This window comes from Pseudonocardia sp. NPDC049154, from assembly GCF_040648315.1.
Classification (GTDB): domain Bacteria; phylum Actinomycetota; class Actinomycetes; order Mycobacteriales; family Pseudonocardiaceae; genus Pseudonocardia.
In genome coordinates, this window is record NZ_JBEZDN010000032.1 from 17233 (window position 1) to 34063 (window position 16831).

Here is a 16831-nt window from a genome sequence, read left to right on the forward strand (position 1 = left end):
CGCGTGGGCCCCGGGAGGGTTCCCGGGGCCCGCGCGTCGGAAAGATCGAGGTCAGGGCGTCACAGGGACGCGATGATCTCCTTCATCAGGGCGGCGGTCTCGGACGGCGTCTTGCCGACCTTCACACCGGCGGCCTCGAGGGCCTCCTTCTTGGCGGCCGCGGTGCCGGCCGAGCCGGACACGATCGCGCCCGCGTGGCCCATCGTCTTGCCCTCGGGGGCGGTGAAGCCCGCGACGTAGCCGACGACCGGCTTCGTCACGTTCTCCTTGATGAACGCGGCGGCGCGCTCCTCGGCGTCGCCGCCGATCTCGCCGATCATCACGATCGCCTTGGTCTCGGGGTCCGCCTCGAACGCCTCGAGGGCGTCGATGTGCGTGGTGCCGATGACCGGGTCGCCGCCGATGCCGATCGCCGTGGAGAAGCCGAACTCCTTGAGCTCGTACATCATCTGGTAGGTCAGCGTGCCGGACTTGGACACCAGGCCGATCGGGCCGGGGCCCGCGATGTCGGCCGGGATGATGCCCGCGTTCGACTTGCCCGGCGAGATGATGCCGGGGCAGTTCGGGCCGATGATCCGCGTCTTGTTGCCCTTGGCCACGGCGTGCGCCCAGAAGTAGGCGGAGTCGTGGACCGGGATGCCCTCGGTGATGACGACGGCCAGCGGGATCGCGGCGTCGATGGCCTCGATCACGGCGTCCTTGGCGAACTTCGGCGGCACGAAGATGACCGAGACGTCCGCCCCGGTCTCCTTGATGGCCTCCTCGACGGTGCCGAACACCGTCAGCTCCTTGCCGCCGATGGAGACGGTGGTGCCGGCCTTGCGCGCGTTCACGCCGCCGACGATGTTCGTGCCCGCCGCCAGCATCTTGGTGGCGTGCTTGGTCCCCTCGGAGCCGGTGAGGCCCTGGACGATGACCTTGGAGTTCTCGTTCAGGAAGATCGACATTGTCTCAGGCTCCCGCAGCCAGCTCGGCGGCCTTGTCGGCCGCGTCGTCCATCGTGGCCACCTGCGTGACCAGGGGGTGGTTGGCGTCGTCGAGGATCTTGCGGCCCTCGACGACGTTGTTGCCGTCCAGCCGGACGACCAGCGGCTTGGTGGCGCCGTCGCCGAGGATCTTCAGCGCCTCGACGATGCCGTTGGCCACGGCGTCGCAGGCGGTGATGCCGCCGAAGACGTTGACGAAGACGCTCTTGACGTCCGGGTCGCCCAGGATGACGTCGAGACCGTTGGCCATGACCTGCGCCGACGCGCCGCCGCCGATGTCGAGGAAGTTGGCGGGCTTCTGGCCGCCGTGCTTCTCGCCGGCGTAGGCGACGACGTCGAGCGTGCTCATCACGAGGCCCGCGCCGTTGCCGATGATGCCGACCGAGCCCTCCTCGAGCTTGACGTAGTTCAGGCCCTTGGCCTTGGCCTTCGCCTCGAGCGCGTTCTCGGTGCGCTCGTCGACCAGCTCCGCGTGCTGCGGGTGCCGGAAGTCGGCGTTGCCGTCCAGGGTGACCTTGCCGTCGAGCGCGATGACCTTGTTCTCGGGGTCGCGCACCAGCGGGTTGACCTCGACCAGGGTCGCGTCCTCGGCGACGAAGGTCTCCCAGAGCTTCACGATCACGTCGGACGCCTGGTCGGCCACCTCGGCCGGGATCTTGCCGGCGGCCACGATCTCGTCCGCCTTGGCCTTGTCCACGCCCGCGATCGCGTCGATCGGGATGCGCGCCAGCGCCTCCGGGCGCTCGACGGCGAGCTGCTCGATCTCCATGCCGCCCTCGGCCGAGCACATGGCCAGGAAGGTGCGGTTCGACCGGTCGAGCAGGAAGGAGAAGTAGTACTCCTCGCTGATGTCCGACGCGGTGGTGACCAGCACCTGGTGGACCGTGTGGCCCTTGATGTCCAGACCGAGGATGGCGGTCGCCTTCTCCTTGGCCTCGGCGGGCGTCTCGGCCAGCTTCACACCGCCGGCCTTGCCGCGCCCACCCGTCTTGACCTGGGCCTTCACCACGACCGCGGTGCCCAGCTCGGCGGCCGCGGCCTCGGCGGCCTCGGCCGTGTCCACCGTCTTGCCCGGAAGCACCGGGACTCCGTGGGCGGCGAAGAGGTCCTTCGCCTGGTACTCGTACAGGTCCACTCGGCTCTCCCGATTCACGTCGCTGTGCCGGCAAGCGTCGCGAGGGACCAGGGACGCGGCGAAGCCGTGCCCGCCCTGCGAGGTGCCCGCACGTAGAGACCTACTCCGACGTTGGACCCTAGCGACGCCCCTGCACCTTCATGACATCCGCCCAGGTGAGCTGCCTCACCGGGCCCTCCGTCAATCTTCCGGACACCCGTCGTGCCTGGCGGATCGGGCCCGTGCTCGCGCCCGTGTGTGACCAACGCGTCGTCCGTGCGGGGCGGGCGCCTCACCCGGTCGGGCCGCGGCAGGCGGGTGGTTCCCCACCGGGCGCGGCGACGACGGTGCGTGACCACGGATGAGCGTTCGAGAAGCGCCTCACCCGGGGCGACGAGCACCGGCGTGCACCCCGCGACGCTCCGGCCCTGCTTCGCGCCCGAACTGCTCCGACTGCCGAGCCGGATTGCTCCGTTCGGCTGCCTCGTCGGTCGGGTAGGGCGTCACGCGGCCGTTCGGCATATTTCCGCCGCGTTACCCGGCAGATCCCTGAAGGTCCCCTTATCGTGGCCTCGTGGCGTCGGTCCGGCAGGGACTGCACCGCCTGGTCAGGACGGCCGACGGTGCACGCTCCGTCATGGGCCGGGCGCTGGCCGACGCCGGTGAGGCGGCCGGGTACGCCGCGCGGACCTTCACCTCGCCGGCCGGGCTGCGGGGCCTGGTGCTGGAGAGCGCCTGGCTCGCCGCGCACGTCGCGCTCTATCCCGTCGGGCTCGCCGGCGAGACGATCCGGCCGCGCTCCCACTACCGCACGGACGACCTCCACCCGGTCCAGCGCAGCTTCGTCTGCGCCGACGTGGAGGCGGCCGGCACCCCCGTCCTGCTGATCCACGGGATCATGGACAACCGCTCGGTGTTCACCGTGTTCCGGCGTGCCCTGCGCAAGCGCGGCTTCGGCGCCGTGCTCGCCATCAACTACAGCCTCCTCACCGACGACCTGCGCAGCGCCGCCCGCGCGGTCGGCGAGCACGTCGAACGGCTGCGCGAGGCCACGGGTGCCGACAAGGTGCACATCGTCGGGCACTCGCTCGGCGGCGTGATCGCGCGGTACTACGTGCAGCGCCTGGGCGGGTCCGCGTTCGTCGACTCGCTCGTCACGCTGGGCAGCCCGCACACCGGCACCAACACCGCGTACCTGCTGCCCACCCCGCTCGCCCGGCAGCTGCGCCCCGGGTCCGAGGTGATGGCGGAGCTGGCCGCGCCCGCCCCGGACTGCACGACCCGGTTCGTCGTGGTCTGGAGCCGGATGGACCAGATGGTCGTGCCGCAGCGCAACGCCCGGCTGCGCCACCCCGACCTCGACGTGACGGAGCTGGAGCTCGACGACGTCGGACACCTCGCCCTGCCCGTCGACCCGCGCACGGTGCACGCCGTGGTGAGCGGGCTGGCCAGTCGCGGAGAGCTACCGATCCACCCTTTTCGCCAGCGCCGGCGGCGTCGCGAACGGATTGCTGCGACGCAGGGTGAGCGTTCCTCGCCCGCGTCCTGACCAGTGGTCGTCCGATCGGCGGCACCCGGCGCACACCCGGGGGTCGGGTTGGACGCGGCGGGGACGGCCCGCTAGGTTCGAGCCGTCCGTGTCACGGAGCGATCACGACGGCGCGGCGCCGACCCCGAACGGTGCCGAAGGGTTTCCCCGAACCCACGCCGGCGCGCCCCGGAGGCCCGGCACGAAGAGAAGGGCAGGTCTTGCGCCACCGCTCCCCACGCGGCGCCCGACCGGTCCCCGAGCACGTCGCGACCCCCCGCGCGACGGTGCGCGCGGGACACCGGCTTCCGGCGCCGCCCGCCGTGTCGCTGCGCGTGCGCGCGACCGTCGCCGCCTGTGCGGGCGGCGCGCTGGTCGCCGCCGGGCAGACGATGCTCACGGCGCTCGCCGGCCCCGCCGTGGCCGCGGACCCCTACGAGAAGCTCGCCGCCAACGCGATGCTGCCGGTCGCGGACGAGATCGCCGGGCCCACCGCGGACTCGATCGACCCGGCCACGCCGGCCGCGCAGGCCATCGGCGCCGACCAGCTGACCGGCTCCTCGCCGCAGGCGCTGCCGGTGCTCGACGAGAAGTCCGAGCTCGACGTCGCGAGCCTCACCAAGGCCGTCGACATCGGCACCCGGATCGCCGCGACCGCCCGGCAGATCAACGCCGCCCTCTCGAGCGGCGCCCCGCAGGCGGTGCTGGAGCACGGCGAGGCCTACGTCCTGCCGACCACCGGCCGGTTCACCTCCGGCTTCGGCGCCCGCTGGGGCGTCACGCACTACGGCATCGACCTCGCGGCCCCGATCGGCACCCCGATCTTCGCCTTCACCGACGGCGTCGTGGAGGAGTCCGGGCCGGCCAGCGGCTTCGGGATGTGGGTCGTGCTGCGGCACGCCGACGGCACCCGCAGCGTCTACGGGCACATCAACCGCTCGCTCGTCAGCGTCGGGCAGACGGTGTCGGCCGGCGAGGAGATCGCCGAGGTCGGCAACCGCGGCCAGTCCACCGGCCCGCACCTGCACTTCGAGATCTGGGACGCGGCCAAGAACAAGATGAACCCGCTGCCGATCCTGCAGGCCATGGGCCTGCGCGTCGTCGGCGACGGGGCGAACTCCCCCGACTAGCCGCGCAACATGGTTCCATGACGCGATCCGAGAGCGACTTCGAACGCGTCATGATTCCCTGACGCGATCCGAAGGCCGTTCTGGGCGACGCGGTCGTGCGCCGAACCCGCGAGGTCGCGCTCTCGGAGGCGGCCGGTGAGCACCCCCCAGACTGCTCCCGCGCCTCCGGTGTGGTGAGGCCCGAGTCGGTGTCGGCGGTGATCGCCGGCTCGGACAGTTCCGCGCCATCCGCGCCATCCGCGCCATCCGCGCCATCCGCGCCATCCGCGCCATCCGCGCCATCCGCGCCATCCGCGCCATCCGCGCCATCCGCGCCGGTAGCGGGCCCGGGCGGTGATCGTGGCCGGGGGCTGTGGCGGGGCTGGGGGCGGCGTCGGGGGCGATCGCCGGTTCGGACGCTTCGGCACCACCCGCGGCCGAAAGCGGTCCCGGGCAGTAATCGTGGGCCGGGGGGTGTGGCGGACTGGGGGCGGCGTCGGGGGTGATCGCCGCTTCGGACCGATCTGCGCCGTCCGCGGCCGGAAGCAGTCCCGACCGGTGAGCCAGACCAGCGCGACGCCGATCGTGGCGTGCCCGACCCCGACCCCGACCCCGACCCCGACCCCGACCCACGATCACCAGCCCGGACCGCTTCCGGCCAGCGCGGCGCCCGCGGTGCCGGCGAACGCGGTCGTCAGAGCTTCTGCATCGGGACGCCGCCGATCAGCATCAGCCGCACCGTGCCGGCGCTGCCGAAGTCGATCGTCACGGTGGCCCGCGGGCCCACGCCGTCGGACGCGACGACCGTGCCGAGCCCGTACTTGTCGTGGTTGACCCGGTCCCCCACCTCGAGGTGCAGCTCGGCGTTCAGCGCGCGCTGCGGGACCTTCCAGTCCCCGCGGTCGGTGGCCGTGGACCGCCGGCCGAACCCGAACCGGCCCACCGGCGCCGACGGCCGCTCCGGCTCGGATCGTGCCCAGTCGACGAGATCGGCCGGGACCTCGTCGAGGAACCGCGAGGCCGGGTTGGTGCTCGGCTGGCCGAAGGCGGACCGCACGATCGCCCGGGACAGGAACAGCCGCTGCTGGGCGCGGGTGATACCGACGTAGGCCAGCCGGCGCTCCTCGGCCATCTCGTCCGGGTCCCCGAGCGTGCGCATGTGCGGGAAGATCCCGTCCTCCCAGCCGGTGAGGAACACGACCGGGAACTCCAGGCCCTTCGCCGTGTGCAGCGTCATCAGGGTGACCATGCCCTGGTCGTCGTCCGGGATGGAGTCGGCGTCCGCCACCAGCGCGACCCGCTCCAGGAACGCCGCGAGCGAGCCGGGCTCGGGGGCGCCCACCTCGACGTCGCTGTCGTCCAGGTCCGCGACGGCCGCGTCCCCGGCGAACTCCCGGGCGACCGTGACGAGCTCGGCGAGGTTCTCCAGCCGGGTGCCGTCCTGCGGGTCCTCGCTGGCTTCGAGGGCCTCGGTGTAGCCGGTGCGGCCGTAGACGTTCTCGAGGATCTCGGCGGTCTCGTCGCCGCGGTCGACGCCCTCGCGCAGCTCGTCGAGCATCCGCTGGAACCCGGCGATGTTGCGCTGGCTCCGGGTGGCGAGCTCGGGCAGCTTCTCGGGCTCCTCCGCCGCGACCCGCAGCGCCTGGCTGAACGAGATCCGCTGCCGCTCGGCGTAGTCCGCGACCAGTCCCTCGGCCCGGTCCCCGATGCCGCGCTTGGGCACGTTGAGGATCCGCCGCAGGCTGACCGTGTCCTCCGGGTTGGACAGCACGCGCAGGTAGGCCAGCGCGTCCCGGATCTCCTTGCGCTCGTAGAACCGCACGCCGCCGACGACCTTGTACGGCAGCCCGATCCGCAGGAACACGTCCTCGAAGACACGGGACTGGGCGTTGGTCCGGTAGAAGACGGCGATGTCGGAGTTGCGGAACTCCCCGGAGTCGACGAGCCGGTCGATCTCCTGCCCGACGAAGCTCGCCTCGTCGTGCTCGTTGTCGGCGACGTAGCCGACGATCTTCTCCCCGTCGCCCTGCTCCGACCACAGCCGCTTGTCGCGGCGGTTCGGGTTGCGGGCGATGACCGAGTTGGCCGCGGACAGGATGGTCTGCGTGGAGCGGTAGTTCTGTTCGAGCAGGACCGTGGTCGCGCTCGGGAAGTCCTGCTCGAACTCGACGATGTTGCGGATGTTCGCGCCGCGGAAGGCGTAGATCGACTGGTCCGAGTCGCCGACCACGCACAGCTCGGCCGGCACCGCGCCCGCGGTCGCCGGCGCGACCAGCTCGCGGACCAGCGCGTACTGCGCGTGGTTGGTGTCCTGGTACTCGTCGACCAGCACGTGCCGGAAGCGGCGCCGGTAGTACTCGGCCACGGCGGGCATCCGCTGCAGCAGCGCGACCGTCTCCATGATCAGGTCGTCGAAGTCGAAGGCGTTGGCCTGGCGGAGCCGCTCCTGGTAGGTCGCGTAGACCTGCGCGACCCGGCGTTCGTGCTCGTTGCCCGCGCGCTGGGCGAAGTCCTCCGCCGTGATCAGCTCGTTCTTCAGGTTCGAGATCTGCGCGGCCAGCGACCGGGCGGCGAACTTCTTCGGGTCCAGCTCCTGGTCCCGCGCAACGATCCCGATCAGCCGGCGGGTGTCGTCCGCGTCGTACACCGAGAAGGCGCTGCGCACGCCCAGGTGCTTGGCCTCGCGGCGCAGGATCCGCACGCACATGGAGTGGAAGGTCGACACCCACATGGCCTGCGACCGGCGGCCGACCAGCCCGTCGACCCGCTCCTTCATCTCGGCCGCGGCCTTGTTGGTGAAGGTGATCGCCATGATCTCGCCCGGGTGGACGCTCCGCTCGGCGAGCAGCCAGCCGATCCGGTGGGTGAGCACCCGGGTCTTCCCCGACCCCGCCCCCGCGACGATCAGCAGCGGGCTCCCCGCGTGCGTGACGGCCTCGCGCTGCTTGGGGTTCAGCCCCTCCAGCAGTGCCGCGCCGCGCTTCGTCTTCGGCTCGACAGGAGCCTGGGCGGGAAGTTCGAACAGAGCGCTCATCGTGTCGAACACGGTACCGCCGTCCCCCGACGGAACCGGAATCGGCGCACGGCCGCGCGCCGTGTGGCAGACTGTCCGCGTGCACCGCACCTCGTCGACGGGACGATTTTTCTACGGGTACCGGATTCCGGCACCCGTCGCCCGCTGACGCAGCAGACCCGACGCCCCGGAGTCCACGGACCCGGGGCTTCTTACTGTCCGGGGTCGGTGGACGCCCCTCGTGAGGAGTAGACCGATGTCCGTGACCGACGACCACACCGCCGCCGAGGTCCCCGCCCCGGCCCCGACCGACGCCGAGATCGCCGAGCTCCGCAAGGAGATCGATCACCTCGACGCCGAGATCCTGCGCCTGGTCAAGCGGCGCACCGAGGTCTCGCAGCGGATCGGCTCGGCGCGGATGGCGGCCGGTGGGCCGCGGATCGTCTACAGCCGGGAGATCACGGTCCTCTCCCGCTTCCGCGAGCTCGGTGCCGAGGGCCGCGAGCTCGCCATGCTCCTGCTGCGCCTCGGGCGCGGGCGGCTCGGCGCGCGCTGAGGCGGGCCGCCGGTCGCGGCGGCTGAGGCCACGCTGAGGAGCGCGTCGCCGCCCGGCGAATCGCCCGCACGGAGGGGCCCGGCCGTGGCACTGTGGTGTCCATGGGGATCGTCTTCTCGCTGATCGCTCTGATCGGGCTGTTGGCCGCCCTCGGCCACGTCGGCTACGTGGCGATGCTGAACAACGCCGCCAAGAAGAAGGGCGCGGCCGGCGCCGAGATCGCCGCCTACACCCGCACCCGCCTCCCGGTCGCGGCCGGTGCCACCGGCGTCGCGCTGCTCGGCCTGCTCATCACGAGCGGCCCGAGCCTCACGGCCGACGTCATCGGCATGCTGCTCGCGGCCGGCGGCGGCGTCGTGGGCTACCGCGGCCTGCAGCAGGAGCGCGCGAAGTACCCGACCTCCCGCTGAGCGGGGGCCGGGCACGGAATGTGTCCGAGTCGTGACGTGACGCTACGTCATGACCCGCGGCCCTCTCGTCACGCCCCGTGAAGGCCTGCCGACGGGCCGGCAGACCCTTCCGACCTGCGCGAACAGGTCGAGTAGACGATCTCGTACCGGTCGCCGCACGGTCAGCGGTCGACCTCCTTCGATGAGCGGGGTTCACCCGAACGACCTACCCGCGATGAGCGGGCGAATGACACTTGGTGAACAGCGCGTGACTCCGGTAGACCTGTCCGGGTCGCTCCCCGCGCTCCCTGAGGAGGTCGGCCGGTCGTGGCCACGTTCGAGCACCGCGTCGGCAACCCGCTGCCGCCGGAGAACCCCGTCACGGTGGCGGAGCTGCTGCGTCGCGGTGTCCCCGCGCAGCGCGCGGCCGCCGATGCACCGGTCGCGCCCGCCGCGGAGGGCCCCTCCGAGCCCGACGGCGACCGCCGCCGGCTGCCGCGGATCCCCGCCCCGCGGCCCGCGCCCGAGGACCTGGTCGACGCGGCGGACGACCCGTTCGTGCTCCCGGTCGCCGAACCCGACGAGCTCGAGGACCTCGCAGACCTCGCAGACCTCGCAGACCTCGCGGACCTCGACGACCTCGACCGCCTCGACGACGACCTCGAGGACGCCCCGGTGACGGGCAGCCACGCGCTGCCGGACCCCGAGGACCCGCGACCCAGCCAGATCATCTCCGTCGGCGCGCTCCTGCGGCGCGAGGGCCGTGCCCCGCACGCCCTCGACCGGCCCATCCAGCCGCGGCCCGCGCAGCTCGGCCGGCGCAGTTACCCCGGTGCCCGGCGCGCCGCCGTCGCCGCAGGCGCGCTCGTGGCCACCGGTTCGGTGCTCGCCGCGGCGATCCTCACCGAGACCTCGAACCGCGGCTCCGAGGCCCAGGCCGCCGCGGACGGCAGCTTCCCCGGCATGTCCCTGCGGGACGGGATCCAGGGCGCCCTGGTCGGGAGCGGCGGCGGTCTCGAGGCGGGCCAGGCCGCGCCGACCTCCTGGATGACGGTCGCGTTCCCGTCGGCGCTGGTCGACCCGGCCACCGCGTCGGCGCTGGGCGGTGCCCCCGCCGGAACGGCGGTCGGCGGCACGGGCGCGGCGACGTTCGTCGGCCCGGTCGCCGCGGCCCCTGTCGTCGGCGGCCCCGTCGCGGGCGGCACCGGCGCGGGTGTCGCGCCGGCCACGGGCGGCACCGCGACGGCCCCGAACATCCTGTCCCCGATCTTCGGCGCCGGCGGCTCCACCGGCGGCTCCCCCGGGGGCGGCGCCTCAGGCGGCGGGTCCACCGGCGGTGGCACCGGCTCCGGCGGTCCCGGCGGGTCGGGCGACGGCAGCATCGTCGGTGGCGTGGTCGGTGGGGTCGGTGGCGTGGTCGGTGGGGTCGGCGGCAGCGTCGCGGAGCCCGTCGGCGAGGTGCTGACCCCGGTGACCGACTCGGTCGGCCGCGGCGTCGTCAAGCCCGTGACCTCGGCCGTCGGCGGCGGTGTCGTCAGGCCGGTGACCGAGGCGGTCGGCGGTGTCGTGGGCGGTGCGGACACCGCCGCCGCCCCGCTGGCGCCCGTGACCCGCGGCGTCACCGGTGTCGTCGAGAACGTCGGCCGGAGCGCGGCGCCCGTGCTCGAGCCGGTCAATCGGACCGCGCAGCAGGTCGTCGGCGCCGCGAAGCCCGTGGTGCAGCCGGTCGCGCAGGTCGCGACCGGGACCGTCGGTGCCGTCGGCGGGGCGGTCTCGTCGGCCGCGGCGCCGGTCGTCGCGCCGCTCGCCGGGGCGGTCGGCCCGCTCACCACACCGGTCGTCGACGACGTCGTGGCCCCGGTGACCGGGAACGTCGTCGCCCCCGTGGCGAACGCCCTCAAGCCCGCCGTGACGCCGCTCGTCGACGTCCTCGAGCCGGTCACCACCCCGGTGCTGTCCGCCGCGGCCCCGCTCACCGGGCCGCTGCTGAAGGCGACCGGCCCGGTCACCGACCCGCTGCTGAAGGCGGCCGCGCCGGTCACCGGCCTGCTCGACACCTCGGCGGCCACCCAGGGCACGCCCGCCTCGCCCGCGCCCGCCGCCCGGGCGGCGCAGGGCGCGGCCGGCCGGGCCGGCTCGGCGGTCGAGCAGACCGCGCCGCTCGCGCCCGTCACGCGCGCGGTCGAGACCGTGACCAGCGCGGCGCCCGCGCCGGTGAAGGACGTGGTCGACACGGTCGCGGCTCCGGTGCAGGGGGCGGTCGGCGGCCTGCTCGGCGGAGGGTCGCAGGGCGGCTCCTCGGGTTCCGGCTCGAACGGTTCCGGCTCGAGCGCCACCGAGGCCCAGTCCGGTGGTTCGCAGTCCGGTGCCTCGCAGTCCGGCAGCCCGCAGTCGGAGGGTTCGCGGTCGGGCTCGCAGTCCGCGTCGGACTCCGGCTCGGACGACTCCGACACCGGCTCGCGTTCCTCCGGGTCGCGCGACTCGGGTTCGGGCTCGGACAGCTCCTCCGACTCGCGGAGCTCGGACTCCGGCAGCTCGGGCTCCGGCAGCTCGGACTCCGGCAGCTCGGGCTCCGGCAGCTCCGGCAGCTCGGGCGGCTCCGGCTCGCTGCTGCGCGAGACCTCCGAGGGTGCCGGCAGCGCGGCGAAGACGGTCACGGGCGGCCTCGAGGGCACGACCAAGGCCGTCGGCGGTCTCCTCGGCGGCAAGTGATCTCTCACTGACCGAAGGCCCGCTCCACGACACGGAGCGGGCCTTCCCCGTTCTGCGGCGATCCGCCTTGCCGGTGCAGTCCGCCGAGGTGAACCTCAGGGCTGATCCGGGCCGCCGGAACAGCCCTGAGGTTCATCTCGGCGCGGCTCGACCCCGGGCGCCCTCACACCAACCGGCGGTCCGAGGCCCAGCGGGACAGCTCGTAGCGGTTCGACAGCTGCGTCTTGCGCAGCACGCTCGACACGTGCGTCTCGACCGTCTTCACCGAGATGAAGAGCTCGCCCGCGATCTCCTTGTAGGCGTAGCCGCGGGCGAGGAGCCGCAGCACGTCGCGCTCCCGCCGGGTGAGCAGGTCGAGCTCGGGGTCGACGGCGGGCGCGGCGCCGGGCCGGTCGGAGAAGGCGTCGAGCACGAAGCCGGCGAGGCGCGGCGAGAACACGGCGTCGCCCGCCCGCACGCGCCGCACCGCGTCGCCCAGCTCCCGTGCGGAGATCGTCTTGGTGACGTACCCGCGCGCGCCGGCCCGGATCACGGCGATGACGTCCTCGGCGGCGTCGGAGACGCTCAGCGCGAGGAACACCACCTCGGGCTGCACCGGACGGACCCGGGCGAGCACGGCCGCGCCGCCGCCGTCGGGCATGTGGACGTCGAGGAGCACGACGTCGGGCTTGAGGTGCCCGATGCCGGCGACGGCCTCGTCGACCGACCCGGCCTCGCCCGCCACCTCGATCGGCGGGTCCCCCGCGGCCCCGCGCTCCAGCTCGGCGCGGACGCCGGCGCGGAAGAGGCCGTGGTCGTCGACCAGGAAGACCTTGATCGCCCCGGTCACCGCTGGCTCGCTCATGCGTCCTCCCGCTCGGCCTCGATCGTCATCTCCAGGTGCACCTCGGTGCCCTCCCCCGGCGCGCTCCTCAGCCGGACCCGGCCGCCGTGGCGGCCCATCCTGCCGTGCACGGAGTCGGCGAGGCCGTGCCGGTCCTCGGACACGGCGTCGGGGGCGAAGCCCTTGCCGCGGTCGCGGACGAACACGTGGACCTCGGTCCCCTCCGAGCCGTCCGAGTCCTCCGACCCGCTCTCCACCTCGGCGTACACGCTCACCTCGTCCACCCCGGCATGCTTGGCCGCGTTGACCATCGCCTCGCGCGCGGCCAGGACCAGGGCGCGCAGGTCGCCGTCCGTCTCGTCGAGCGGGTGGTCGCCGACGATCACGGGGTTGACGGTGATCGCGTAGGTGTCCTCCACCTCGGCGGCCGCGGCCTGCAGCGCCGAGGCGAGGGTCTCCCCGGGCGGCACGGGCCGGTCGCCCCCACGACCGTAGCCCGACGGCCCGTACAGCCAGTTCCGCAGCTCGCGCTCCTGCCCGCGGGCCAGGCGTTGCACCTCGCGCGGGTCCTGGGACTGCTTCTGGATCAGGGCGAGGGTCTGCAGCACCGAGTCATGCAGGTGCGCGGCGATCTCCGCCCGCTCGGCCGTGACGATCCGCTGCCGCCGCTCCTCGCCGAAGTCGCGGGCGAGCCGCACCCACCACGGGACGGTGAGCACGGCGACGCCGACCAGCGTGGCCAGCACGGCGAGCACGCCGAACTGCAGCTGCCCCAGGTCGAGGTTGCCGAGCAGGAACACGGTGATGCCGGCGGCCACGAAGATCCCGCCCGCCACGACCCGCAGCAGCGCGGTGCGACCGCCGCCCAGGAAGCCGCTGCGGGCCCCGCTGGTCCAGCGCCGCCGTTGGGCCTCGTCCGCCTCGCGCCAGACGACGGCCGCGCCGAGCGCCGCCACCCCGAGCGGCCCGACGATCCACCCGACCACCTGGTTCTGCAGCGCCGCCCCGGCCAGGCCGATGCCGAGCCCGAGCGCCGCGAGCCCCATCGCCTGCTGGCGCTCCTTGACGGTGACCTGCCGGGTGACGTCCGCGGCCTCCTGCCGCACGAAGACCCACAGCAGGCCGTAGGCGATCACGCCGGCGCCGTTGGCCGCGGCGAGCACGACGAAGGCGACCCGCACCCACAGCACGTTCACGCCGAGGTGGTCGGCGACCCCGCCGGCGACGCCCGCGAGGAGCCGGCCGGAGCGGCGGCGCGCGAGCGGGGCGGCGCGGGTGGCGGGGCTGGTCACCGCTCCATCGTCACACGCGGGGGAACCCCGGACACCGGGGTCGGTCCCCGGGGCTTCTCGGGGTCCTCCCCGATACCGTGGGTGCGCGCGGGCGGGGAGGGTCGGCGGTATGAACAGCACCGACGTCGGGACGACGTTGCGGGACATGTGGGAGACCCGTCCGTCGCGGCCGCGACGGGACCGCAAGGTCGCCGGCGTGGCCGCCGCACTCGCCCGCCGCTACGACATCGACCCGGTCCTCGTGCGCGTCGGCTTCGCCGTCTCCGCCTTCTACGGGATCGGGATCGCGCTCTACCTCGTCGGGTGGGTCCTGTTGCCCGCCGCGGACAAGGACGACCCGCTCGACGGGGCCGCCACGGACACCGCGGCGCGCAGCTCCGGCCACACCCCGCCGCCGCTCGTGCTCGCCGGGCTGATCCTGGCCCTGCTCCTGACCAGCGGCCTGTTCTGGGGCAACGACGGCAGCGTCGTCCTCCCCGTGCTGGCCGTCCTGGTCCTGCTCTTCCTGCTGCACCGCAGCCGGGGCCGGCGCGGGCTCGAGGCGGCGCAGGAGGCGCCGACGGTCCGTACGCCCGCCGAGGACGGCGTGGTCGACGGGCCGGACGCGCCGGTGAAGGACCCGCTCGGCCCGGACCCGCTCGACCGCGGCACCCCGCCCGCGTGGGACCCGCTGGGCGCGGCGCCGTTCGCGTGGGACCTGCCGGAGCCGTCGGCGCCCGAGCCCGAGCCGGTTCCGGTGCGCAGGCGCAGCCGGGTCACCCCGGTCACGCTGGCCCTGGCGCTGGTCGGCGGCGGGATCGCGGGCGCCGTCGTGCTGCTGACGTCCGGCCTGGCCGGACTGCCGGTCGTGTTCGCGACCGCGCTGGCCATCCTCGGTGTTGGCCTGGTGTTCGGTGCGTTCACCCGCGGCGGCCGCGGCCTGATCCCGTTCGCGCTGCTGCTGGCCGTGCTGACCTGGGCGTCGCTCGCGGTCAAGGTGCCGCTGGCGAACTTCGGCTCGGGCGTGGGAGACCTGCGGGCCGCTCCGACCACGCCGGCCGCGCTGGCGCCCACCTACGAGCGCGGCGCGGGGACCGTCGACCTGGACCTCAGCCGGCTCGACCTGAGCGTGCCGCCGGGCGAGCCCGCCACCCCGGTCCGGACCGCGGTGAGCGTGGGCGCCGGGGACATCCGGGTGAGCGTGCCGCGCAACGCCGACGTGACGGTCACCGGCCACGTCGACTTCGGCGAGATCAGCTTCGACGGCACCAGCCACAGCAGCCCGGACGCCTCGCTCACGGTGACCGACGACCTCGGCGCCGACGGGGTCCGCTCCGGCCGGCCGCTCGTGCTCGACCTGACCGGGGGCGCCGCCTCCGTGGAGGTGCACCGTGTCTGAGCAGCAGGAGATCCAGCAGCAGGACGAGCAGCGAGCCGTACGCCGGATGCCGGACCCGCTGGCCCTGATCGTCGGGCTGGTCAGCCTCGGGATCGCGGGGTCGGGGTTCCTGGGCCGCGCACCGGACCTGTCGGCCTTCGACGCGCGCTGGCTGCTTGCCGGCGGGGCCGTGGTGCTCGGCCTGGTCCTGCTGGTCGCGAGCGTCCGGAAGCGCTGACGCGCCCGTGCGCGGTAAGTGGTGCTGGAGCACTACTTACCGCGCACGGGCGGCGGAGCCGCTCACCCCAGCACGGGCGGCGGAGCCGCTCACTCCCACTCGATGGTGCCCGGCGGCTTGCTCGTGACGTCCAGGACGACCCGGTTGACCTCGGCGACCTCGTTGGTGATCCGCGTGGAGATCCGCTCGAGGACCTCGTAGGGCAGCCGGGTCCAGTCCGCGGTCATGGCGTCCTCGGAGCTGACCGGCCGCAGGACGATCGGGTGGCCGTAGGTGCGGCCGTCGCCCTGCACCCCGACCGACCGGACGTCGGCCAGCAGGACGACCGGGCACTGCCAGATCGACCGGTCCAGGCCGGCGACGGTGAGCTCCTCGCGGGCGATCGCGTCCGCCTGGCGCAGCGTCTCGAGCCGCTCGGCGTCGACCGCGCCGATGATCCGGATGCCCAGCCCGGGGCCGGGGAACGGCTGGCGCTGCACGATCACCTCGGGCAGCCCCAGCTGGGCGCCGACCGCGCGGACCTCGTCCTTGAACAGCGCCCGCAGCGGCTCGACCAGCGCGAACTCGATGTCGTCCGGCAGGCCGCCCACGTTGTGGTGGCTCTTGATGGTGGCCGTGCCGGAGCCGCCGCCGGACTCCACGACGTCCGGGTAGAGCGTGCCCTGCACCAGGAAGCCCACGGACGGAGCGCCGGCGGAGTCCGCATCGGCACCGCGCGACTCGGCGGCTACCACGTCGGCGGTCGCGGCCTCGAAGACCCGGATGAACTCCCGGCCGATGATCTTGCGCTTCTCCTCGGGGTCGGTGACCCCGGCGAGGGCGTCGAGGAACCGCTCCCGCGCGTCGACGGTGTGCAGGTTCGCGCCGGTCGCGGCGACGAAGTCCTTCTCCACCTGCTCGCGCTCGCCGGCCCGCAGCAGCCCGTGGTCGACGAACACGCAGGTCAGGCGGTCGCCGATCGCGCGCTGCACCAGCGCGGCGGCCACGGCGGAGTCGACGCCGCCGGAGAGCCCGCAGATCGCCCGGTCGTCGCCGATCTGGGCGCGGATCGCCTCGACGGTCTCGTCGATGATCGACGCGGTGTTCCAGGTCGGGGTGATGCCGGCGATCTCGTGGAGGAAGCGGCGCAGCACCTCCTGGCCGTGCGGGGAGTGCCCGACCTCGGGGTGGTACTGCACGCCCGCCAGCCGCCGGTCCCGGTTCTCGAAGCCCGCGACCGCGACCCGGTCGGTCGACGCGGTGACCGTGAAGCCCTCCGGCGCGCGGGTGACCGAGTCGCCGTGGCTCATCCAGACGGGGTGGCTGCTCGGCAGCCCGTCGTGCAGCACCCCGGGCTCGGGCGCGACGTGCACCTCGGTGCGGCCGTACTCGCGGGTCCCGTCGGGCGCGACGTCGCCGCCGAGCGCCTGCGCCATGGCCTGGAAGCCGTAGCACATGCCGAAGACCGGGATGCCGGCCTCGAACAGCCGCCCGTCGACCCTCGGTGCGCCCTCCGCGTAGACGCTGGACGGGCCGCCGGACAGCACGACGGCGGCGGGGCGGCGCGCGACGATCTCCTCGACCGTCGTCTCCGCCGGGACGATCTCGGAGTACACCTGCGCCTCGCGCACGCGGCGGGCGATCAGCTGGGCGTACTGGGCGCCGTAGTCGACGACGAGGACGGTGGGGTTCTCCACGGCGTCCAGGGTAATCGGCGACGTGCGTCACCCGGTCC

Annotated in this window: 13 protein-coding genes; 7 read left to right on the top strand and 6 right to left on the bottom strand. The window is 73.9% G+C overall.

The annotated features are described in order from the left end of the window. Positions 1-59: 59 nt before the first annotated feature. Both sucD and sucC read right to left on the bottom strand, forming a co-directional pair. Positions 60-947, bottom strand: a complete 888-nt coding sequence (gene sucD, locus AB0B41_RS17690) for a succinate--CoA ligase subunit alpha (protein WP_358204275.1) — start codon at positions 945-947, stop codon at positions 60-62. 4 nt (positions 948-951) lie between these two features. Further along, a complete protein-coding gene (gene sucC, locus AB0B41_RS17695) occupies positions 952-2139 on the bottom strand; it encodes an ADP-forming succinate--CoA ligase subunit beta (RefSeq protein WP_358204277.1) in 1188 nt (395 codons plus the stop codon). A gap of 535 nt (positions 2140-2674) precedes the next feature. Here sucC and AB0B41_RS17700 point away from each other — a divergent pair. Beyond that, positions 2675-3649, top strand: coding sequence for an alpha/beta fold hydrolase (locus tag AB0B41_RS17700; protein WP_358204279.1), 975 nt, complete (start codon positions 2675-2677; stop codon positions 3647-3649). 314 nt (positions 3650-3963) lie between these two features. Further along, the gene (locus tag AB0B41_RS17705) at positions 3964-4758 is read left to right on the top strand and encodes a M23 family metallopeptidase (RefSeq protein ID WP_358204282.1); all 795 of its coding nucleotides are present in this window, start codon (positions 3964-3966) and stop codon (positions 4756-4758) included. A 673-nt stretch (positions 4759-5431) separates the two neighbouring features. Here the strand turns inward: AB0B41_RS17705 and pcrA are convergent. Then, complete coding sequence (gene pcrA / locus AB0B41_RS17710) at positions 5432-7771, bottom strand: DNA helicase PcrA (protein ID WP_358204284.1); 2340 nt, start codon at positions 7769-7771, stop codon at positions 5432-5434. A gap of 235 nt (positions 7772-8006) precedes the next feature. On the opposite strand from pcrA, the gene AB0B41_RS17715 reads away from it, so the two are divergent. The 3 genes from AB0B41_RS17715 (at position 8007) to AB0B41_RS17725 (ending at position 11407) form a co-directional block, all read left to right on the top strand. After that, positions 8007-8306 (top strand): chorismate mutase, encoded by a 300-nt coding sequence (locus tag AB0B41_RS17715; RefSeq protein WP_037046297.1) that lies wholly within the window; start codon positions 8007-8009, stop codon positions 8304-8306. A gap of 101 nt (positions 8307-8407) precedes the next feature. Beyond that, a complete protein-coding gene (locus AB0B41_RS17720) occupies positions 8408-8716 on the top strand; it encodes a hypothetical protein (protein WP_232873704.1) in 309 nt (102 codons plus the stop codon). A gap of 306 nt (positions 8717-9022) precedes the next feature. Then, positions 9023-11407: a hypothetical protein gene (locus AB0B41_RS17725; RefSeq protein ID WP_358204286.1), complete on the top strand. Its 2385-nt coding sequence runs from the start codon at positions 9023-9025 to the stop codon at positions 11405-11407. 163 nt (positions 11408-11570) lie between these two features. Here AB0B41_RS17725 and AB0B41_RS17730 read toward each other — a convergent pair whose 3' ends face one another. Together AB0B41_RS17730 and AB0B41_RS17735 are read right to left on the bottom strand one after the other, a co-directional pair. Further along, entirely contained in the window at positions 11571-12251 is a 681-nt protein-coding gene (locus AB0B41_RS17730) for a response regulator transcription factor (protein WP_037046288.1), read from the bottom strand. Continuing rightward, positions 12248-13522, bottom strand: a complete 1275-nt coding sequence (locus AB0B41_RS17735) for a PspC domain-containing protein (RefSeq protein WP_358204288.1) — start codon at positions 13520-13522, stop codon at positions 12248-12250. The genes AB0B41_RS17730 and AB0B41_RS17735 overlap by 4 nt, the downstream gene beginning before the upstream one ends. Before the next feature lie 109 nt (positions 13523-13631). Here AB0B41_RS17735 and AB0B41_RS17740 point away from each other — a divergent pair, with 109 nt between their 5' ends. Both AB0B41_RS17740 and AB0B41_RS17745 read left to right on the top strand, forming a co-directional pair. After that, entirely contained in the window at positions 13632-14900 is a 1269-nt protein-coding gene (locus AB0B41_RS17740; protein ID WP_358204290.1) for a PspC domain-containing protein, read from the top strand. Continuing rightward, positions 14893-15117, top strand: coding sequence for a hypothetical protein (locus AB0B41_RS17745; RefSeq protein WP_358204293.1), 225 nt, complete (start codon positions 14893-14895; stop codon positions 15115-15117). Before AB0B41_RS17740 ends, AB0B41_RS17745 begins: the two co-directional genes overlap by 8 nt. Positions 15118-15206: 89 nt before the next feature. Here the strand turns inward: AB0B41_RS17745 and guaA are convergent, their stop codons facing one another. Then, a complete protein-coding gene (guaA, locus tag AB0B41_RS17750; protein ID WP_358204295.1) occupies positions 15207-16793 on the bottom strand; it encodes a glutamine-hydrolyzing GMP synthase in 1587 nt (528 codons plus the stop codon). Positions 16794-16831: the final 38 nt, after the last annotated feature.